Annotated in this window: 13 protein-coding genes and 1 tRNA gene; 8 read left to right on the top strand and 6 right to left on the bottom strand. The window is 50.4% G+C overall.

What is annotated here, in order from left to right:
• Positions 1-35: 35 nt before the first annotated feature.
• A complete protein-coding gene (locus CPH17_RS05650; RefSeq protein ID WP_096298542.1) occupies positions 36-1,166 on the top strand; it encodes a porin in 1,131 nt (376 codons plus the stop codon).
• A 739-nt stretch (positions 1,167-1,905) separates the two neighbouring features.
• Here the strand turns inward: CPH17_RS05650 and CPH17_RS05645 are convergent.
• Positions 1,906-3,141, bottom strand: a complete 1,236-nt coding sequence (locus CPH17_RS05645) for a DcaP family trimeric outer membrane transporter (RefSeq protein ID WP_157742939.1) — start codon at positions 3,139-3,141, stop codon at positions 1,906-1,908.
• Between the two features lie 741 nt (positions 3,142-3,882).
• Here CPH17_RS05645 and CPH17_RS05640 point away from each other — a divergent pair.
• The gene (locus CPH17_RS05640) at positions 3,883-5,847 is read left to right on the top strand and encodes a diguanylate cyclase (protein WP_074398520.1); all 1,965 of its coding nucleotides are present in this window, start codon (positions 3,883-3,885) and stop codon (positions 5,845-5,847) included.
• Between the two features lie 2 nt (positions 5,848-5,849).
• Here the strand turns inward: CPH17_RS05640 and CPH17_RS05635 are convergent, their stop codons facing one another.
• On the bottom strand, positions 5,850-8,909 hold the full coding sequence (locus CPH17_RS05635) for a sensor domain-containing phosphodiesterase (RefSeq protein ID WP_096298537.1): 3,060 nt from the start codon (positions 8,907-8,909) through the stop codon (positions 5,850-5,852).
• 153 nt (positions 8,910-9,062) lie between these two features.
• On the opposite strand from CPH17_RS05635, the gene CPH17_RS05630 reads away from it, so the two are divergent.
• The 6 genes from CPH17_RS05630 to CPH17_RS05605 all read left to right on the top strand — a co-directional run bounded on the left by CPH17_RS05630 (position 9,063) and on the right by CPH17_RS05605 (position 18,217).
• Positions 9,063-10,010: an AEC family transporter gene (locus tag CPH17_RS05630; RefSeq protein WP_096298535.1), complete on the top strand. Its 948-nt coding sequence runs from the start codon at positions 9,063-9,065 to the stop codon at positions 10,008-10,010.
• Between the two features lie 52 nt (positions 10,011-10,062).
• A tRNA-Arg gene (locus CPH17_RS05625) sits at positions 10,063-10,139 on the top strand.
• A gap of 1,344 nt (positions 10,140-11,483) precedes the next feature.
• Positions 11,484-13,313 carry an AAA family ATPase gene (locus tag CPH17_RS05620; RefSeq protein ID WP_096298533.1) on the top strand — a complete coding sequence of 610 codons (1,830 nt, stop codon included), beginning with the start codon at positions 11,484-11,486 and terminating at the stop codon, positions 13,311-13,313.
• An 88-nt stretch (positions 13,314-13,401) separates the two neighbouring features.
• The gene (locus tag CPH17_RS05615; protein ID WP_096298531.1) at positions 13,402-15,672 is read left to right on the top strand and encodes a restriction endonuclease; all 2,271 of its coding nucleotides are present in this window, start codon (positions 13,402-13,404) and stop codon (positions 15,670-15,672) included.
• Positions 15,673-16,196: 524 nt separating this feature from the next.
• Positions 16,197-17,177: a GlxA family transcriptional regulator gene (locus tag CPH17_RS05610; protein ID WP_096298529.1), complete on the top strand. Its 981-nt coding sequence runs from the start codon at positions 16,197-16,199 to the stop codon at positions 17,175-17,177.
• A 104-nt stretch (positions 17,178-17,281) separates the two neighbouring features.
• Positions 17,282-18,217 (top strand): ABC transporter substrate-binding protein, encoded by a 936-nt coding sequence (locus CPH17_RS05605; RefSeq protein WP_074396857.1) that lies wholly within the window; start codon positions 17,282-17,284, stop codon positions 18,215-18,217.
• Positions 18,218-18,227: 10 nt separating this feature from the next.
• Here the strand turns inward: CPH17_RS05605 and CPH17_RS05600 are convergent, their stop codons facing one another.
• The 4 genes from CPH17_RS05600 to CPH17_RS05585 are packed head-to-tail and all read right to left on the bottom strand — an operon-like array spanning position 18,228 to position 21,371.
• Positions 18,228-19,049 carry an alpha/beta hydrolase gene (locus tag CPH17_RS05600; protein WP_096298527.1) on the bottom strand — a complete coding sequence of 274 codons (822 nt, stop codon included), beginning with the start codon at positions 19,047-19,049 and terminating at the stop codon, positions 18,228-18,230.
• 23 nt (positions 19,050-19,072) lie between these two features.
• Complete coding sequence (locus tag CPH17_RS05595; protein WP_096298525.1) at positions 19,073-19,528, bottom strand: thioesterase family protein; 456 nt, start codon at positions 19,526-19,528, stop codon at positions 19,073-19,075.
• The gene (locus CPH17_RS05590) at positions 19,528-20,481 is read right to left on the bottom strand and encodes an L-carnitine dehydrogenase (protein ID WP_096298523.1); all 954 of its coding nucleotides are present in this window, start codon (positions 20,479-20,481) and stop codon (positions 19,528-19,530) included. The genes CPH17_RS05595 and CPH17_RS05590 overlap by 1 nt, the downstream gene beginning before the upstream one ends.
• The gene (locus CPH17_RS05585; protein ID WP_096298521.1) at positions 20,478-21,371 is read right to left on the bottom strand and encodes a 3-keto-5-aminohexanoate cleavage protein; all 894 of its coding nucleotides are present in this window, start codon (positions 21,369-21,371) and stop codon (positions 20,478-20,480) included. Before CPH17_RS05585 ends, CPH17_RS05590 begins: the two co-directional genes overlap by 4 nt.
• Positions 21,372-21,400: the final 29 nt, after the last annotated feature.

Below are 21,400 nucleotides of genomic sequence, written 5' to 3'. Positions count from 1 at the left end.
GATCGAAACAGTAAGCTAGTTAAGGAACCTACACCATGAAAAAGACACTTTTAGCGACTGCTATCGCTGGTACCATGGCCGCCTCTGGCGCCCAGGCCGCAACCGTTTACGACCAGGACGGCACCAGCCTCGACCTCTACGGTCGTCTGGCTTACGCTGTACAGACTGGTGGCCCGGAAGCTGGTGGCGATGAAAAGTCTGACGGCTCTGAATTTGTTGACCTGGGTTCGCGTTTTGGCTTTATCGCTAACCACGACGTCACCAGCGACCTGAGCACTTTCGCCCGCATGGAATTCCGTGGCAAGGCCGATGCACGTAACGATGCAGGTTTTGATACCATTCGCAACACTTACGTGGGTGCGAAGAGTGATACCTGGGGTGCGGTGCAGGTCGGTAACTTCGACTCCATCATGTACCAGAACGTTACCGTCATTCAGGACGTGCCAGAAAGCGACGGCGCTACCAACATTGACTTTGGTAACGTTGCTGCCCACGGCGACTCTATCCAGTACTCTTCTCCGGTAATGGAAGGCTTCCAGACTAAGGTTGCAGTCAAGCACTTGTCTGGCAACACTGATGATACTAGTGGTGCAGACGATACCGGTTCCAGCACCTCCTGGCACGCTGGTGTTAGCTACGAGTGGGAAGACCTCTACCTGGGTGCTGCCTACAACCAAGCCAAGCAGGTCGATGAAAATGACACCGCTAGCTACGACGGTGAAGGCGCTAAACAGTTCTCCGAAGACCTATGGGGCGTGGTAGCTCAGTACGGCTTTACCGACAACTTCAGCGCACGTATCAGTTACCAGGAAGCTGGTGACGTTACCGCTTCTCAAGATGAAGTTGAAACACAGTCTACCAATAGCGCCGGTGAGTCTGTTGCATCATATGAGATCGACAACCTAGTTGGTGTTGGTGCTACTTATGACTACGGCATGGGTGAGATCTACGGCGACTACTACCACGTTGAAATGATCGATAATCGCGTCGACGATCAAAACCGTTGGGTGCTGGGCGCCAACTATCGCTTCAGCGAGCCGATGTATGTCTTCGCCGAAGCTTACCAGGAAGATAGCTCTACTAGCACCGATGAGTCGCTGTCTGAAAACTTCCGTAGCCTTGACGACGATGTTCAATACACCGTCGGTGTACGTTACGACTTCTAAGACGCTTCGTCTTAAGCAGTTGATTAGCTAGATACGTCGGAAACGACGACAGAGCCGGCCCTTAGGGGCCGGCTTTTTTGTGTGGGTATTACACGGTTTCCCGTAAAGGGATAGTTGGGGAAGCGGTATGCGAATTGTCGACTAGCCTGGTGTGTTTGTTAGGGCCAGGGTTGCATTAGTAGCGCGAATTTATTGCTGGCAATGAATCAATATTGCTTGGAAAGGACAGCTAGCAACATCAAGTTTTGAATCTGATGTGGTGAGTGACGTTATAAGCCCGCTTCTACTGCGCCTGATACGGTTTCCTCTGCGGTGTGCATTGCTAGCCAGGAGGAGGTATTTACTTTGCGTCAGGCCAAGTCAGTGGCTTGCCCGTTGATAGTCCAAGCTTGTCAGCTATGAAGGAGGTTATTGTTTAGAAGGGTGCCAGCTTAATATAGGGAGTTGTCATGCAAAGAGCACGCGCAAGTGCCAGAGTAGTTAACTTTGCAATCAGTAAGCGCCTGGAGTCAGGCTAATACTATGTATAGGTAGATAGACGACATATTATTTAAGGGGCTGGTTGCTACCTGCCAATGGCGTGTTGAGATTACCTGGGTAACGCTTTTCCACGATGAGCCATTTCACTGTTACTGCCCATTAAAAAAGCCCCAACCTTGGTTGGGGCTTAAGGATCGAAGAGTTTTTGCTTGTACTGTTAAGGTCTGCCTGTGGCGACTTGTAAAGCCGCCGTTAATGCTTAGAAGCTGTACTTCACCATGCCCTGTACGCGAATAGCATCGCCGTCGTCCCCACCTACCGTTTCACGGCTGTGCTGGCCGACTTCAACACCGTAAGCGATGTTTTGAGTAGATGCCGGTGACCAGATATAGTTAGCCCAAACACTTTCGAAGGTATCATTCGTGCTGTCGGCAACTTCTGCATCATCCAGATCCGCTGTAGCAACGCTGTAAACGAGGTTAAATGCGCCAGGGCCGGCTTTCAGGCTTGCGCCTACTGTGCCGCCTGTTGCTTCAACGGTTTCTAGGTTGCCGTTAGAGTCTACGTAAGCAGGAGCTTGGTAGGGGTTACTATCAACATAACCGCCAATACCATCGCCGTGGCTAACACCTGCACGAACGGTCAAGTCCTCAGTGACTTCAAGTGCACCGGCCAGCGCGATGCCCCAACCTGTAGCGGTATCATCGCTCCAGGAAGCATCTGCGTCTGCGTTATTGTTTGTATCGTACTCCAGGTAGCGCATTACGCCCGAGGCCGCATAACTAAAGTTGCCGCTAGCGCCTTCATAACGGGCAGTTAGGTCAGGTACTTTGTTTTTAGCCGCACTTGAAGATGAAGTGGTTGTGATTGGAGTGCCGTCTGGTTCATAGCCAGTAATGGTGTCAGAACTAATGTTGGCATTTACATTGCCGCCCAGCTTGTCTGGGTCTTCCACCGCAACAGAGAACCCTCCAGTGGTGTAGCGTAATTGAGCTTGGCGATCTAGAATGCCGCGTCCGCCAGGACCGGTAAAGTCGATAGTAGGTGTGCCAGGAATGAAGCTTGCAAAGTTGGTCCAGGTTTGACCTGCAAGAATACCGTTCCACTCACCAAATGCCTGGCGCAAACGGAATTCCGCTGCATTGCTATCAGCGCCACCGCCGTAAAAATCACCTTCAATGGTGGTCTTTAATTCACTGCCTGCCATCGGGGTGGCCGTTGAAAACCCGATACGGCTTTCTGCCGCATGTATGCCGGTATGGCCGGTGCTGCTACTATCCCCATCAAGAGCAATATTGCCGTAGCCAACGCTTTTATCACCAAGATCACTATCTACATCGTAGATCAGGTCCAGTTTTGCATAGCCATAAATGCTAATGTCAGTGTCACCCACTTCTATATCGTAGCCGTGTGATGCCGACGCAACAGCAAGAGCTAATGCACTAGTCGAGAAGAGAGCGGTTTGCTTAAAGCGCTTTGTAAAAGTCACTTGCATTTCCTTTTATTTATATCAGGCAGTCTATCGAGAGACTGCGCTGTCGTTGTGGTTTGTTGTTGTTTAGTTAGATAGCCAACTAGCCCAAGAGGCGAACGCTGTTTGCTATCTGGAGCTAACATAGCGAGCTTAAAGTGAAGTTACAATTGGGTGAATATAAGATTACGACAAAAGGATGAGGAACTTTCTCGATTTCATTCAATGTGTTAGCACGCTAATTTTTTTTAAGTATTTTAAATATTAGATGTGGTTAATTTTTTATTTGGTAAGTTTACTTATAAAAAAGTCTTTTTTAAGGTTAATTGATTGTTATTTTATCGTGAATTGCGTTTTTTTGAATAAATGCTTTCAGCACGGCACTCCTTTTCTACACCTCAGCGTATCTTCAGGGGGCTGCTCTTTGGGTCTAAGAAGAACAGGTGAGGTAATGCCTGCTGGGAGTGAGAAGAAGGGCTGATGCATAATAGGGTGCCGCACAGTGTTCGCCTAGCGAACATCGGCATGAGGTTTGCAACAATTTCGACCCCCATGTGCCTGATGAGAAGAGGCTTGATCACTAGCGGTCGTTGATTATCGGTAGGTAATTATTTTGTGGTGGAGGCTCATACAACGGTACTATTAGCACACACGATAAAAAAACCTTAAAGGTGAAATGTTGAATATTCGGCAAGGTAAGCGGGGTGGGTGGGTTTGGCTCGCTGGTTAAAACGCAAATCCTGTATCGGTTCGCTTCAGAACCGGATGCTGATGGGGCTAGCCGTTACCTGGCTACTGGTCGTGATGCTGGTGCTGGGGATGGCGTGGCAGCTAGGCAGTGCCATGGTGAAGGCCACCAATATGGCGCACTTGCGCTATGAGTCGACGTTGCTTGCCGATGAGGTCACTGAGCAAGTAGACGCCCGCATTGATGCGTTAAGCCGCCTAAACACCCAGCTTGAAGCAGATGCTAGTGACGACGCGATAGATTCGACGTTACAGCGTAATGAAGCGCTAATGGCTTGGTTCGAAGGTGTGGTGGTCGCCAATGCAGAAGGGCGGGTGATCGCCGATTGGCCGAATGTTGAAGGACGTGAAGGGTTAGACACCGCCCAGCTTGAATATTTTAAAATACTGCGCGGCTCGCAAAAGCCTTACGTTAGTGAGCCGTTTGTGGGGCGTGGTAGCGGTATGCCAATGATATTGATTAGCGTGCCGCGCATTGATCAGCAGGGGAACTTCAACGGCTTTGTGGGCGGCGTTGTCAGTCTGGATTCCGGTGGGATTTTTGATCGGCTCTCTCGGGTTAGGCTAGGCGAACAAGGCTACGCGGGGGTGGCGACGGCCTCTGGAAAAATACTCTATCACCCTAATCGCGACCTGATTATGACCGAGGTGCCGGACAGCGATTTTAATCCTTGGCTTGGTTTGGCATTAGATGGTTGGGAAGGTGAGGCCGTTGGTGCGTTGCTTAACGGCCAGCTTGGTTTTCAGTCCTATGGGCAGGTTTGGCCAGCGAATTGGGTAGTAGGCCTGTATTTGCCCAGTGAGCAAGCCCAAGAGCCGCTAGGCGGCTTTTTAAAGCGACTATGGTGGCTGGGAGTCGCACTGACGTTGCTGATGCTGCCGGTGCTCTGGTTAATTTTGCGCCGTATGTTGTCGCCGTTAAAACATTTAGCCAAGCAGATTGGCCAAGTGGGGCGCGGTGAACGCGAGCGAGTGCAGCTAGGCACTAATTTGCAAGAGTTGCAGCGCGTTGCGCATACCTTCAACCGCGTGGAGGACGAGCGCCAAGTATTGATGGCTAACCTCCAAGAGCGTGAAGCTTTTCTCGACTCTGTGCTAAATGCTACCCCGCAAGGAATGTTTGTCGCCAATTTTGACGGCGATATTACTTATATGAATCCGTCGCTTCTCGACATGCTCGGCATCCAGTCGGATGCGCCGACGAACGCCTGGCTGCATCAAATTCATCACGATGATCGGGGCGGAGCTATCGATATGTGGAAACATAGCCTCAAAACCGGGAGTGATTTTGTCCGCCAGTTTCGTTTTGTGCGTAGCGATAATGAAACGCTATGGCTGGATGTACATGCTCGGGTGGTGATGCTCTCCCAGGGTGGCCATTCGTTGGGTTTGGTAGGCGTCGTCAAAGATATTACCGAGCGGCGTGAGCAAGAGGCTATTCAGCGCTGGGAAGCTGAGCATGATCCGCTAACCGGGTTGCTTAACCGGCGTGGTTTTGAGCGGCGGCTTGATGATGCTTTTGCCGAATTTCAAAAAACCAGCACGCCCTCGGCGCTATTATTGTTTGACCTTGATCATTTCAAACCGATTAACGATGAAGGTGGGCATGCACTGGGTGACGAAATGCTGCGGCGTATCGCCCAAGTGGTCGCTTGGGAAGTGCGCCGTAGTGATCATGTTGCCCGCCAAGGCGGCGATGAATTTGGTGTTTTGCTGCCCAGCTGTACTCTGAACCAAGCGCAAAAGATCGCCGAATCCTTGTGTCAGTCAGTGGGGGAAATTTCGGTGGTTCATGAAGGTAAAGAATATAGCGTAACGCTGAGTATTGGGGTTACCACCTTTCACGAAGACGATGGAAGCACTGATGAAGCGTTGGCGCGCGCTGATGCCGGGAGTTACGCAGCCAAGGATAAAGGCCGTAATGGCGTGGTGATCAGGCTACATGAAGAGCATAGCCCAAGCGCTATCCAGCTTTTTGAATGATATCAACTTGTTAACTTCCACTGCTGCAACCATTGGGGGATATCCAACGCGGGCATGGGGCGGGCAATGCCATAGCCCTGGGCCAAGTGGCAGCCTAATGCCAGCAGCGCGCTAGCATGCGCCATTGTTTCGACGCCTTCTGCCAGGACCGGGCGTGAAAACTTTTTGGCTAGAAACACTATGCTTTCCACTATCGCCCGGTCATTCTGGCTGTCTAGCATATCGCGGACAAAGTCGCGGTCGACTTTGATCAGTTGCACGGGTAAATGGCGAAAATAGGCCAATGAGGAATAGCCTGTACCAAAGTCGTCAAGGGCAACGTCAATCCCTAATGCCTGGCAGGCAGATAGCACCGCCAGTGCCGCCTGCATATCATCAAGCGTGGCCGACTCCAAAATTTCCAGTGATAACTGCCGTGGTTCAATGTGTGGGTAGGCGGCAAGCAAAGTCTGCAACTGCGGCAAGAAGCCGGGGTGCAATAAGTGCCGTGGGCTGATGTTCACGCTGATGGGCATGTAAATGGATTGCTGTTGCCAAAGCGTTTGCTGCTTGAGCGCTGTTTCGATGACCCACTCGCCGACGTCATATTCCAAATCAGTGCCTTCGACTAACGGCAGGAAAGCGGCTGGTGAGAGTAGGCCCTTTTCTGGGTGCTGCCAGCGGATTAGCGCTTCGACCCCAATCACACAGTGGGATTGAAGGTTAACCTGTGGCTGATAAAAAAGCACAAACTCTCCATTCTTTAAGCCATAGCGTATGGCATTGCGCTGCTTTTGTTTGCTGCGCGTGGACTGTTCTTCATCCGGGTTGTAAATGGCATTCTGTGCGGGCCCGTGGGTTTTTGCTTGGTAGAGGGCTTGGTACGCATGTCGGATAAGTGTGTCGGTGTCTACGTTGTCCTGCGGGTAGGTAGTCGTGCCCACGCAGGTGGTAATCTTGATAGCCTGGCCTGCTAAGTAAAACGTGTCGTGAATGCGGCGCTGTAAGCTGGCCGCGGTGATAGGTGGTTGCGTCACTACAGCGAATTCATCGCCGCTTAAACGCCCGCAGAACCCCGTGATGTCGATTAGCCCCTCCAAACGTCTGGCGATGCCTGCCAGCACGTCGTTTCCCGCTTGATAACCGAGTAACTCATTGAGTCGTTTAAAATCATCTAGATTTAAAACATGAATGCTAACGGCATTGTCGTGCGTGGCCCCATCGGTATATTGAGCCAGCTGTTCTTTCACTAAACGCTGGTTGGCGAGCCCGGTTAGCTCATCAATATTGGCGGCTTTATACAGGGCTTCTTCGTGGGCTTTGGTGTCGCTAATATCGGACTGGATGGCAATAAAGCCTGCGTTACCGTTATCGCTATCTGGCAGCGGATTACAGCTGATATGTACCCAGTAGCGAGACCCATCCCGGCGATAATTGAGCACCTCCTCTTCAAAGCCGCGTTTCTGCTGGAGTGCTTTGGTAATCCTCGCAATCGTGGCTGGGTTAGTCTGCGGACCCTGCAATAGCTCTCCAGGTGTTTTGCCCAGCGCTTCGTCAAGTGTGTAACCACTTAAGCGGGTAAATCCTTCGTTGACCCATTCAATACGGCCTTGGGCATCGGTAATGACCACGCCGTTGCTGGTTTTTTTGGCCACCATCGAGAGGCGGGAAATGGCAGTTTGGTCGTCTCGTTGCTGGCGGTTGATGCGAAGACTGTTCACCAGTTGCCCGATACTACCCAGCAGCGGGGCTAGAAAATCTACTAGAGCCCTGTCGTAGTCATTGGGGCGATTCGCCAAGCCAATCATGGCGATACAGTGGCCGTGCAAATGGATCGGCACCCCTAAAAAAGCTTTTAGCTGAGGATGGCCGGGAGGGAGCCCACCCCGCCGCGGGTCTTGGTCAGGCTGGTTGGCAATCACTACCTCCTCATGGCGCATCACGTGGCCAAACAGCGTGTCCAGATTGCTGAAGATCATGCCATTGGGAGCATTTTGATCATAAAAGCGGCGCGATTCGTCATCCCAGGTTATGTCGGTAATGGCATGGGCAACCAAGTAAGGGGCTTGTTGCTCATCTTTAAGAACTTCGCCAATAAAGCCATATTCGCTATCAGTCAGCGCCAGCAAATCGTCTAGCAGATGATTGAGCGCAGACGTGTTTTCTCTTTCATCAATAAAGCTTGCTTGAGCGCGCATAATCGCGCGCTCCAACGCCTGCTGCTTTAAAAGCTGGCTTTCGACGCGTTTGCGTGGCGTCACATCAATCATGGTGCCGATTAACTGAACAACGCTGCCGTTGACCATTATGGGATGGCCGGTAATACGAACCCAGCGCTGAAGCCCTTGCGGAGTGATCAGCTGAAAGGTGTCATTAAATGCTCGCTTGTGCTCAACCGCTGCATTCAACGCCTGAATTAAGCGTGCTTTATCCGCCTCGACGTAGACGTTTAAGCGCTGGAATATATCAATATCGTCTTCTTCGCCAATGCCATATAGCTGGTTAATGACGTCATTCCAATGTGTGACGCGGCTAGGAATGTCCATCTCCCAAACGCCGATACCTGCTTTACTGGTGGCATGCTGGGCGCGAGATGCTAAGTGGTGCTCAAACTGTAATATGACGCTAGTGCCGAGCTGGGTTAAGAGCTCGCGCTGGGTGGTGGTTAGCTGGCGTGGCACCGTGTCCATCACGCAGAGCGAGCCAATCGCGTAGCCGTTTTCAGTTATTAAGGGCATTCCTGCATAGAAGCGGATGCCCGGGGGCTGAGTGACCAGTGGGAGCCGCTGAAAACGGTGGTCTTGTTGGGTATCAGGAACTTCGAGAAGCGAGGCTGACGAGAGAGTGTGAGTGCAGAATGAATGCTCACGTTGGGTGAAACTTACGGCGTTGCCATACTTGCTTTTGCACCATGTTTGGTGCTCGTCGACCAGGGTAATTAACGCCATAGGGGCCTGGCAAAGCGTGGCGGCCAAGCGAGTGATGCGGTCAAGCTCAGGATCCGCAGAGCGATCACCCAAGGTGTAGCGTTTTAGTGTAAACAAACGCTGCGCTTCATTATGGCTTCCGAGGAGTGATACCATGGGTAACCTGTCTGTTATATGCGCGTTTTGGAACACTTTCTCTTATGCTGCCATCGCTGTCCAGCCAGTCGATAAATCTCCGTCAACGGTACGGTAGAGTATAAGCAGATGCAGCGCCTTAATATTTGAATTCAGCAAAAGAGATTGTTGACCGTGAGTCTATTTGAGCTGTTTGCCCGCACGCTTGATGTCACCCTGCCTGTTTTTGCCATGGTATTTGTAGGTTTAGGTTTAAAGCGACTTGGCTGGATAGACAGAGCATTCGTGACGACCGCTTCTGCCTTAGTCTTCAAAGCCACCTTACCGACGTTGATTTTTTTAAGCTTGATAAAAGCTGACTTGGCCGTGGCGTTGGATGTGCCGCTCTTGGTGTTCTTCGCGTTGGCGACCCTGTGCCAATGTGCCTTGAGCTGGGGTTGGGCGAGCTTCCGGGTCCCTCGTGAAGAACGCGGAGTGTACGTTCAGGGAGCCTTTCGCGGTAATTGTGGCGTGGTGGGGCTGGCCTTGGCCGCGGGCATGTATGGCAACTATGGTCTTTCGGCGGGAAGTCTATTATTAGGCGTTGTCATTGTGACGTACAACGTACTCTCGGTGGTGGTGCTGGCAATGTATCAACCCGGTCAGGCAACGGATTGGCGCAGCCTGCTCTGGAAGATTTGTACCAACCCGCTGATTATCGCCGTGTTGGCCGCCTTGCCATTCACCGCATGGTCAGTTCAGTTGCCCCGTTGGTTGATGACATCAGGTGATTATTTTGCTTCTCTTACGTTGCCGCTGGCGCTGATTTGCATCGGGGCGACCCTGTCGGTGAGAAGCCTGCGAGAAAGCCAGCAGGTCGCGTTAAGTGCCAGCGTGATGAAGATGGTTATTCTTCCGGTATTGTCGACCGGAGCTGCCTGGCTTGCGGGGTTTTCGGGCCGCGAACTAGGCTTGCTATTCCTGTTCTTTGCCAGCCCCACAGCAGCCGCAAGCTTTGTAATGGTCAAGGCGATTGGTGGCAATTTCTCGTTAGCAGCGAACATCATCGCCATTACCACCCTGATGGCAAGCGTGACGGTTACCGCCGGTATTTTCGCGCTACGGCTGCTCGGCTGGATATAGCGCATTGCCTTGGCCTACGTTGGCCTAAGCGTTATACTGCCGCTCCTCATAAGTCCCTGTAGCTCAGTAGGATAGAGCAGCCGCCTCCTAAGCGGCAGGTCGCAGGTTCGACTCCTGCCAGGGACGCCACCTCGCTGTTTTGAGAAGTCCTGATAAGTCCAAAAATGATGTGTAACACACTGAAAGACATTATTTTTTAGCCCTTCCTGTTCCCCAGTATTCCTTTCAAAACCGGCTTCCAAGTGGTATACGTAATGGTATATACCTCCGTTCAAAGATGCCCGGTATGCCGCCATGGCGCTACCTGTACGACAAATAACCGCCACCAAGGCTGGCTCGAAAGTCGTCACCCTTTCCGATGGCCAAGGATTAGAACTTAGGATCTCGCCCAATGGCAGCCTTGGGTAGCGTTTGCCCCGATGTGAGCCTTGCAGAAGCGCGAGAGAAACGGCAGATATAAAGCGGCAGTATTGGCCCCGTTGATCAGAAGCAGAGCGACAAACAGCAGCGCTTGCAGATATGTTCCCGTGCCGCATACCCGTTGACCACTCACGGGTAAAAATTCCCGGTAGCGAAGTGCCAGAGCGTCTAGCGTGTGAGGACTACCATAACGGGGCCACTACTCACCTATTCGTTTCCCGCGTGAGCTTAAAGCGCTGGAAGCTCAGATGGGCTATGTACCAAGCATGGAGGAGCTGGATAGCGACGATACCGCCTAACACTCGCTAATGCTGCTGCCGTGAAGCCCCGCCCTGTGCGGAGCTTTCTCGTTGTGGAGTAGGGCAAAGCATGGGCAAGGATTGCAACGGCATACAGCGGCTTTATAGAGCGGTTGCCAACGGCAGACCCCCTGGCCGCCGCACCCCACGGCGCGTTGTCCCCCACCCGCCTGCGGTGTTCGCTTGTGGGGTATTTCTTCATGCACTCTGCAAAATGGGCTGAAGCCCGCTGTTGCTGGGCTGTAGGAGGATTTTGGGTGCATGGGAGTCATGCGAAATCATGCGAATTTGTGCCCGTTTAGGGGAGAAGATGAAAAATAATATTCTAAAGCTAGGCCTCCGGCTGGCTGGTAGCCAGAATGAACATTCCTGACAAGACCCTGTAGAGCCAAAGCCTTCCACAAAGTTGCGGCGTAGGATGGCCTAAAGTCGCAGCTAAACGGGTTGCTCCGGTGTAAAGGAATGGGCAATACTGCTAAAAATAATTAAAGTTGGGGGTGTGGCTTATGAGTATCAATTCGCTTGCGACCTTGGTCTGCAAATCACCAACCGCTGGTTGTGCCGATCGGCGATGTCATTTTTTGAAGCTTTCAGTTCTTACGGTTCAGTAACCGTTTCACTCATTTTTCAAAGCAGCTATTGAGCCAAAGTGGACATTAGGATTGGCATCTGCAATTTTATTTTGATTTTTTGAAGTGAAATTAAGAGCCTTTTTAAGATACCTTGTTGTAAGATTTAGGAAAGGAAAACAATTATGAGATTAAAATACCTTAAGTTGACCAATTTTAGAGGGTATCAAAGCACGACAGTTATACCTATTGATGAAGCCATGACGGGTATAGTTGGTCGAAATGACTTTGGGAAATCTACGGTATTGGAAGCTTTAGCAATATTCTTTGAAGCTGATGGAGCTAAGGCGGACAAAAACGACATAAACTGTTTCCGGTTGCAAGCAGGCGAAAATAAGTTTGAGATTTGCTGTATATTTGATGAGCTGCCGGATAAGCTTATTTTAGATGTAAATGTCGAGACCACACTTTCCGATGAGCTACTGCTTAATAAAGAGGGCTGCTTAGAAGTAGTAAAGGTTTTTAAAGCAAACACATCTGGTAAGCCTGAGAAAACTTACATTCGATGCCAACACCCGGTTGATGATGTTTTAAATAACATGCTTGGCCTGAAAATAACGGATTTAAAAAAGTTTGGTAAAGAATGGGGGGTTGAGGATGATGTAGTCGATAAGCGAGTAGCCTCTCTTTGGCGTAAGGCTATTCGAGATCACTCGCAACCACTGAATCTCGATGAAACACTATTGGATATCGACAAGGGACTATCAGCAGAAGGGAAATCAGTTTGGGGTAAAATTGAAGAGCAACTTCCGACATTTGCGTTGTTTAAAGCTGATCGAGAAAGTAGTGATGGGGATGCAGAGGCTAAAAACCCTCTCCAGCAAGCAGTTAAAGACGCTCAAGATAATCTACAAGCACAGATATCTGCCCTTGAAAATCAGATAGAGCAAAGCGTGCTAGATGTCGCCAATCGCACACTTGAAAAATTAAAAGAGATGGCACCTGAACTTGCAAACGAACTGACTCCTAGATTTAAAGACAAGCCAAAATGGACATTTAATTTCACATTAGATGGTGATGACGGAATCCCTATCAATAAAAGGGGAAGCGGAGTTCGTCGTTTAATACTATTGAACTTCTTCCGGGCTGAGGCTGAGAAATCCGTTCTTGGATCAAATCGAAATGTAATCTACGCCATTGAGGAGCCAGAAACTTCTCAGCATCCTGATTACCAAGTAATGCTAATGAAGGCATTGCTGGAATTAGCCAATAAGGATAATCGACAGATTTTAGTGACCACTCATGTGCCTGCCTTGGCTGGATTGATTCCAATTGAAGGCGTTCGTTATGTTACTAAGAATGCCGAAGGTTTACCAATGGTTAAAATGCCAAGTGATACGGTGCTAAAAGAGGCTGCTGAAAGCCTCGGCGTATTACCTGAAACAGGTATGGAACGTGCTAAAGGCATTGTCTTGGTAGAAGGGAAGTCAGACGTTACATTCTTGCGTCATACAACCTCAACTTTGAAAGATGCAGGTTATATCAGAGCCAGCTTAGATGAAGCTGGGATAGTCCCTCTCCAGACAGGTGGTAGCGGCAATGTTAAGCACTGGGTCACCCTTAAGCTGGCTGATAGCCTGGGACTACCGTGGTGTGTGTTCCTTGATTCAGATGTTGGCGGTAGCCCAGAACAAGTCAAGTCCATTCAAAAACGTAAAGTTGAAGTAGAGGCTCAAGGCAAAGCATTCTACTCGACACGTAAACGTGAAATCGAGAACTACCTATGCATAGATCTAATTAAGGATGAGTCTGGAGCAGAGGTGAATTTCACTGATACCTGCGATGCTAAAAAAATTATTGGAAATGCTGTAGGTATTAAACCTGATGATGTAATAGATCGATTTTGGCCATCTATGTCCGCTATAAAAATTATCGAGAAATCAAATTATAATGATAATGGGGTAGATAAGTCAGAGCTACTTGAGCTGTCACAAAAACTAACCACGTTTGTTTGATAGTGACGTGTAAGCTCTCGTGCGCGTGTAAGTTAAGCAGTGATGGTTTAATCGTCTTAAACTACCATTAGAAGAGAATGTTATAGCAATGTCGCAATTAGAGAATCTATCGCCTATTGATTTTGAAGACTTATGCCGTGATATTGCCCAGGCTGAAACTGGAATGCGGTTTTCTGCATTTGGACCTGGGCCTGACGGTGGTATTGATGGCCGTCATTCAATGGGTGACGGGACAGTTATAATACAGTGCAAACACTATGAAGGCTCAACTTTTGCATCCCTAAAAGCCGCTGCAAAAAGTGAAATAGAAAACCTCAGTAAGCTTGCGCCAAAGCGATACCTTTTTTTTACGTCGCAGTCTTTAACACCAAAGAAAAGCAATGAGCTTGCTAGTATTTTTGCAAGATTTTTATCAAATAAAAATGATATTTGGGGGCGTGAAGACATTAGCTCAGCGATAAAAAGAAATCCAGAAATAGAAAAATCACACATAAAGTTGTGGTTGTCTAGTGCTGCTGTTATTGAGCGAATTCTTCAATCAGGACTTGAAGCCTTCACACATGCTACACAATCTGAAATTTTAGAAGATCTTAAGGTCTATGCCCGAAATCCAAGTTTTGACGACGCGATAGAAAAGTTAGAGAAAGAAAAAGTATTAATTGTTTCTGGTCCTCCTGGCGTAGGGAAGACAACCTTAGCAAAAATGATTTCCTACAGTTACTTAAATAATGGCTGGAGGTTTTATGCAATAAACTCGTTGGAAGATGGGTTTGCAAAAATTGAAGATGATAAACCAACAGTATTTTTCTTTGATGATTTTCTAGGTCGAATTGAGCTTGATCGTCAATCCCTTCTTCAACGTGATACTGCACTATCAATGTTTGTGAAAAGAGTAAGGAGATCTGAAAATTCTCGGTTTATTCTTACAACAAGGGCACATATCTTTGAGGAAGCACGAAGAATTTCCGATCATGTCGATGATCGAAGGCTTCAGTTATCTAAGTATTTGTTAGATGTTGGTGTGTATACGCGCAAACTGAGGTCCCATATATTTTATAATCACTTGTTAGTTTCTGGGCTTTCAAATCAGCACTTTGTATCCATACTCGAAGGAGATTGGCTCGGGAAAATAGTAGATCATAAAAACTATAATCCTCGTGTTATTGCTTCAGTTTCCAGTGACCTTATCGATAGTGTTGAACCTAAAGACTATCCTAGATATATCTATTCTTCTTTACAAAACCCAGACCTTATTTGGAGCAAACCATTTAGAAACCTTAACATGAAGTGCCAGAATCTACTAATTACCCTTTTTTTTGGTGGGCAATATGGTCAGAAAATTGATGTTCTGAGTGCTAACTATTTAGAACTGCATCGAGCAGTGTGTTTGTTTTATTCGCAGCCAATTGAGCCTTATGACTTTGAAGAGGCATTGCGGTCTTTAGAATCAGGTTTTATTTCGATTGCAGGTGGAGTAGTTACATTTGTCAACCCATCTGTAAGGGATTTTCTTAAGTCGTATCTCAATAAAAAGGACTTTTTAAGTCTTTTGCCAAATTCTGTGAGTCGTTCCGATTGGGTCAGTAATTTATGGAGTCATTTACAAGATAAATTTGGAGCTCACGATGAAGAAATGCGTTTTTTTTCATCATGTTTTAAGGAGTTTGCCCGTAATATAAATGAGACTCCCACATGCAAGCGTGTGGAAAAAAATGGCATTATATATATCCGTAATGACGATCTTCCTCTTTCAGAAAGGGCCGACTTACTCTTCGACTGGTGGGAGTGTACATACGACAATTTTTTCCTTGAGAAAATGTTTAGTCTGCTTAGTTCCGATGCTCTTGAGTTGATCACCCCTAATGATGGTACTTTACTTCCAGAATTGCATTGGAAATTAAGCAATTTAATCGATGAAAATCACTTTCTAAAATTACAGTTACTGCATGCTATTGAGGGTAAAATAGTAGAAATATTTCATCGAGGCGTTCCTAACGATGAGTTATTGTCAATAATTGAGTCAACCAATGAATTTCTGTCGCGTGGTAAAGTTGCTCTTGTCGACCAAGCTGTTGATAATGCAGTTAGTTACGAGTTCACAGATACGCGTGATGCTATTAGGGATCTAATTACAGAGGATGAGCTAGATGGACATATTGATTTTTTGGATTCACTAGCAACCATTACTGGCCATGATCCTGATAACGCTATTGCGATTGTTCAAGATCGCAAAAATGAAATAAGTGAAGAAGATACGTTTAAGCAAAGTGCTTCGTTTTCACCACGAAGTAATCATGTCGAGAAGGAGTTTACTGATGAAGACTTAAAAAGTCTTTTTTCTAGCCTTATCAAGTCATAACTTAAAATCTGATTTTTCGCTTCTTATCGAGACTGTGTGAACAGCTTCAGCCGTTCAATAGTTGATATTCGCTCGCAGAATCTGAAGATGTTTTGCAATTAAAAGACCATAAAATTAGCGAGAGAGTACAACCCTCGATAACTTTTTATCTAGATAGAGAATTTTCTAGCGTTTCGTATAGCATCAGTCTTAAGTATCACAGCATGCCCTTAGCAGAATCGCCAGTAATAGATGTTGCTTAATTCAGCACAGTTTGAGTATCGCAGATTGAGGTGTTGGTATACATAGTGGTATATTTTATTTTTATATATTGTATTTAATGATTTTGAATCAAGCATTTATTCGTCTTTTTCGACTCCTGCCAGGGACGCCACGCCATCCTATTTGCCTATCCTTCAGTGATTACCCCATATTTTGCCACTCTGACACTATCTCCGTTCACTATGTCTCGCTGACGTTGGCTGCGTAACGCGCTAGGCTATAGACGCTTTTTGATACCAACATAATGACCGTGGGCATTTTTTATGCGTCTAAGTTATCAGGGCCCGTTGCCTGAAATGGTCGGTTTTTTGCTGCTGCCGCAGTTTTCCATGATGGCCTTCTTTGCCGCAGTCGAACCGCTGCGCATTGCGAATCGTATTGCCAATCGCCCACTGTTTGATTGGACATTGATTAGTGCTGACGGCGGGCCGGTAACCGCGTCGAATGGCATGACGCTGATGGCGGATCAGGCTACTCGAGAGGTCCACCATTTGCCGTCGCTGGCGGTATGCAGTGGCTTTACTCCCGAGGCGCATCTTACTCGGCCGTTAATGGCGTGGCTTCATCAGTTAGATCAGGCGGGCTGCTGTTTGGGCGGTATTGATACCGGCGCTTTTTTGCTGGCGGCTACCGGGCTGCTTAAGCACGAGCGGGTGGCGCTGCACTGGGAGAGCCTGCCCGCTTTTCGCGAGCGCTTTCCGGGTATTGTTACCACCGATGAATTGTACGAGTTGGGCGAGCGTCGCTTCTCCTGCGCCGGTGGTGCGGCGGCGATGGATATGGCGCTGGAAGTGATTGCACGGCGGCATGGTGCGAAATTGGCGATCGATGTGTCTGAACAGCTTATTCATGACCGCATTCGAACCCGTAGCGACCAGCAGCGCATGGCATTGGTGAAACGCCTGGGCACTCACAACCGCCGTGTTGTGGAGGCAGTGGCACTGATGGAGCAGAACCTTGAGGAGCCGCTGACGCTTGAAGAGATGGCTCGTCGTGTGGATGTGTCGGTGCGGCAGTTGCAGCGTCTCTTCGAGCAAGAATTGAATGCCACCCCGCGTCAATGGTATTTGCAGCTGCGCATTAAGCGCGCACGGCGGCTGCTGGCAGAAACCGATTTGGCGGTGCTGGCGGTGGGGTTGGCTTGCGGTTTCAGTTCATCGTCCAGCTTTGCGCGTGCGTTTCGCGCCTACTATGGCCTCTCACCACGGCAAGTGCGTTGCGCAACAGAAGGAAAAGACACTTAACGCTTGGGCGGCGTTTAATGACTATTAAGTGTCGGCTAATGGCTACTAGTTGGCAGCCAGGCGCGCATACTGGCTATACCTAATTAATAAGAGGTTTTAGCCCTATGTCTACCACTGCCAAGTCTTTATCGTTAAAAGCCGGTTTCTTATTCTCTACGTTTGCTGCCGCTCCTGCCATGGCGGAGCTTGATGAGGTGCGTTTTGGGGTGCCGCCGTGGCCTGGCGTTACCGTCAAGTCGGAAGTGGCGGCGCAACTCATGGAGGCCATGGGCTATGAAACACGCCAGCGTGAGTTGGCGGTAAGCGTCATTCTTGAAGGTTTAACCCGTGACGACATTGATGTCTATTTAGGCGGCTGGTACCCGGTTCAAACCGATATGGTGGAGCCGTTGGTGGCCGATGATAAAGTCGAAAAGCTGGTTTCCAATATTCAAGGCGCCAATTCAGGATTGGTAGTGCCTCAGTATGTCTATGACGCCGGAGTTACGTCGGTAGCCGACCTGGATGCCCATCGTGACCGTTTCGATGGTGAAATTCAGGGTATCGAGGCGGGTACCGGCATTAATGAAGCAATACTCAAGGCGATAGATAACGACAGTGCAGGGCTAGGCGATTGGGATCTGCGCGAGAGCTCCACATCCGCCATGCTCGCCCAGGCCGAGCAAAAAATGGCCGATGAAGAGTGGGTGACGTTTGTCGGCTGGGAGCCTCACTGGATGAACGTGAGCTTTGATTTAGCGTATCTTGAGGATGCCGACGATTCCGGTGTCGCGCAAATCGAAAGCACCGTTTGGACGATTGTGCCCACCAGCTTAGCGGAGCAAGATCCTCAGCTACATCGTTTCCTCTCTCAATACGAAGTGGCGATCGGCGATCAAAACGACTGGGTGCACGAGTATAGCTACGAAGAACGCCCGGCGGATGAGGTTGCGCGTGAGTGGATTGGCAATAACTTAGACACCGTCGCCGAATGGCTAGACGGCGTCGAGACTCGGGAAGGCGAGTCCGCCATTGAGCAAGTGCGGGCTGACTATCCATAACCCTTAACGTCTAGTCGGCAAGACGTTTGCGAAGCGCCTGGCAGAAATCCTGCCAGGCGTTTTGCATTGAAGGCAGCAGCGCATGAGCGTGTAGTGTGCCGTGGACCATTTGCAGAGCGCAGCGATAGCCAACCGACGCACCTGCCTCCTGCCAGTGGGCCACTGCGGCTTCTATAGGCCGTGTTAATGGGTCGTGCTCCACCGTTAGGACTTCAATACTCGTGGAAGGAGGGCTGTGATCCCGCTGGGTAGCGATGATTGCAGGCAACTGTTGGCAAATGCCTAACACATCATTACGTGAGAGAAGTGCGGCGTCCTCGCCCAGACAGGGTGGCGAAAGCTTGCCAACGGGTGGATAGATTAACCCCAATGGCGGTGCTGTGTTGAGGCTATGCGCCAAATCTATCGCAAGCCGCCCACCGGCGCTGTCACCCACCAGCGCAATCGGTTGAATCGCTTCTAGCACCGCTTGGCAGTCTGCCAGCATGGCGGGGTAATCTACTTCTGGCGCAAGCCGGTAGTTCACGCTGATCACTTCACGTTCAAGCCGCTGGGCCAAGCTGGCGGCAGGGCCGTGATGGCTTTCAACAGAGCCAAGGGTAAAGCCGCCGCCATGGATAAACAGAACGCAGCCTGGTGTTCGCTGTTGGGGGATCAATCGGCGCACGCCGACGCCATCCAAAACGCTATTTTCAACCCGCATACCGGCTGGGTCGGGTGGGGCGAACGTGCGGCAAAGCTTGTCGTAGGCGCGCCTCGACTGGGGCAGTGGAAGCTCCTCCATCACGGCGAGCCCTGCGCTAAAGCGTTGAATAAAAGCGTCTATGTGCATAGCATTTGTATATCTTTTATAGCCTAGCGTCGGATGCCGATAGTGCGGCCTGCCAACTCGGGCCACGCCTCACTATTGGCTTTGGGCAGTTCTTCGATGCGGTTCGCAATTTTCGTTGGAAACGGACTTGGCCGCCCTGATGCTTGCTTCATGCCCATCAGCATCTGCTCGCTGGACGCCAGCAGATTGCCTTCGTCATCAAGCATGGCGAAAAACACGTGCAGACGTTTTGTATCGCTATCGAGTAGCGTTAGGTCCACATTAAGCGCCTGACCTTGGTGAGCTTCGCGGCGATAACAAAGATGGGTTTCCAAAGTGTAAATCGTATAGCCGTAGTGTTCGCGGCCCACTTCATCCAGCCCGATTTGGTCGATCAGTGCTTCACAGGCCAGGGAGAAGACGCAGGCGTACTCCGCGTCGTTCATATGGCCGTTGTAGTCGACCCATTCGGCTGCGACATGGGTTTTATAGATGATCATCAGATGCGTCCTTTTAGGCCTTCGGCTTCGGGCCAGTACTTTTGCACTACTTCCAACAGCTCGACTAAAAAGTCATCCCGACGGCGATCCAGCGTAGCCACTGAGCGGCCTGCCGCTTGGTGCTCACAGCCTTCCACCACCTTGTCAATCAGCTCGTCGGTGAGTTCTGGGGCTTCCAGCTTGGTCCAGGGCAGTTTTAACGCGGGGCCAAACTGCTCCAGCATATGGCGCATGCCAGGCTCGCCACCGGCCAAGTGGAAGGTCAAGAAGGTGCCCATTAGCGGCCAGCGTAGCCCGCAGCCGTAAACCACGGCGGCGTCGATCTCTTCGGTGGTCGCCACGCCATCGTTGACCAAATGCAGGGCTTCCCGCCACAGCGCTTCCATCAAGCGGTCGGCAATGTGGCCCTCAATTTCACGACGTACCACCAGCGGGCGCATGGCGAGCGTCTGATAAAGCGACTGCGCACTGGCAATCTGCGCCGGTTGGGTGGCCTCGCCTCCCACAAGCTCCACCAGAGGCAGTAAATACACTGGGTTGAAGGGGTGAGCGACGATCACGCGCCCGCGCGCTTGTTGGCACTGCTGCTGCAGGTCGGTAGGTTTAAAGCCAGAAGTCGACGAGCCAATGATGATCTCCGGTGCGGCAGCGGCGTCAATGGCGGCCAGAATCTCCTGCTTGAGCGCCAGGCGCTCGGGCACATTTTCCTGAATCAGATCGGCGTCGCTTACGGCCTCTTCAATCGTTGCCACAAACGTTAGCCGCTCAGGGCTTGCCTCCGGCGCTAGGCCGAGCTGAGTTAACGAGGGCCAGGCGTTGTCGATAAACGCGCGGGTGCGCGCCGGCGCTTCAGACGCTGGGTCAAACGCGACGACGTCCCAGCCTTGGGCGAGGGCACGGGCAATCCAGCCGTTGCCGATCACGCCGGTGCCAATAACGGCTAAGCGGCTCATGCATCACCTCCTGACGGGTCGCGAAGCGTGAGATGGGCGCGGGTTTCAGCAGGTGTCATGACGTGGGCGCCGAGGTTCTCAATAATCGTCGAGGCTTTCTCTACCAGTTGGCCGTTATTGGCCAATACGCCTTTCTCTAAAAACAGATTATCTTCCAGCCCGACCCGAGCGTGTCCCCCCAGTAGCACTGCTTGGGCGACCATGGGCATTTGATGACGACCAATGCCAAAGGCCGCCCAGTTAGCATTAGCGGGTAATTTGTTGCGCATGGCCAGCATGGTTTCGGTGTCGGCTTCGGCCCCCCAGGGGATGCCCAGACAGAGCTGATAGAGCGGGTCGCCGTCGATCAAGCCTTCTTGCTGAAGCTGGCGGGCAAACCAGACGTGACCCAGGTCAAAGCACTCGAGCTCCGGCTTAACGCCTGCGGCTTGAACCAAGCGGGCGTGCTCGCGCAGCCAGTCAGCCGGGTTGACGTAAACCATATCGCCAAAATTGAGGCTGCCGCAGTCCAGAGTGCACAGCTCGGGAAGTAGCTCACCCACGGGCGCATGGCGTTCGGCGGGCGTTTGAATATCGGTCCCAGGGCCGCCACGAGTCGGGTCTTGGGCATCCGGAATCCAGTCGCCGCCGCCGCCCGCGGTAATATTCATGACGATATCCACATCCGCCTCACGAACGCGCTCCATCACCTCACGAAACTGCTCAGTAGAATGGCTAATACCGCCGGTTTCCGGGTCGCGAACGTGGATATGCGCGATGCTGGCGCCTGCGCGTGCAGCTTCAATGCAGGAAGCGGCGATAGCCTTGGGCGAAACGGGAACGTTGGGGTTTTTGGCGGTGGTATCACCCGCGCCAGTAACGGCACAGGTGAGAATGACATTGCGATTCATAGCGCGCTCTCTAGTAAGTCGTTTATTCA

The sequence above is a fragment of the Halomonas sp. hl-4 genome (genome assembly GCF_900215475.1).
Classification (GTDB): Bacteria; Pseudomonadota; Gammaproteobacteria; order Pseudomonadales; family Halomonadaceae; genus Vreelandella.
The sequence above is the reverse complement of the archived record's forward strand: the minus strand, read 5'-3'. Positions and strand labels throughout refer to the sequence as shown.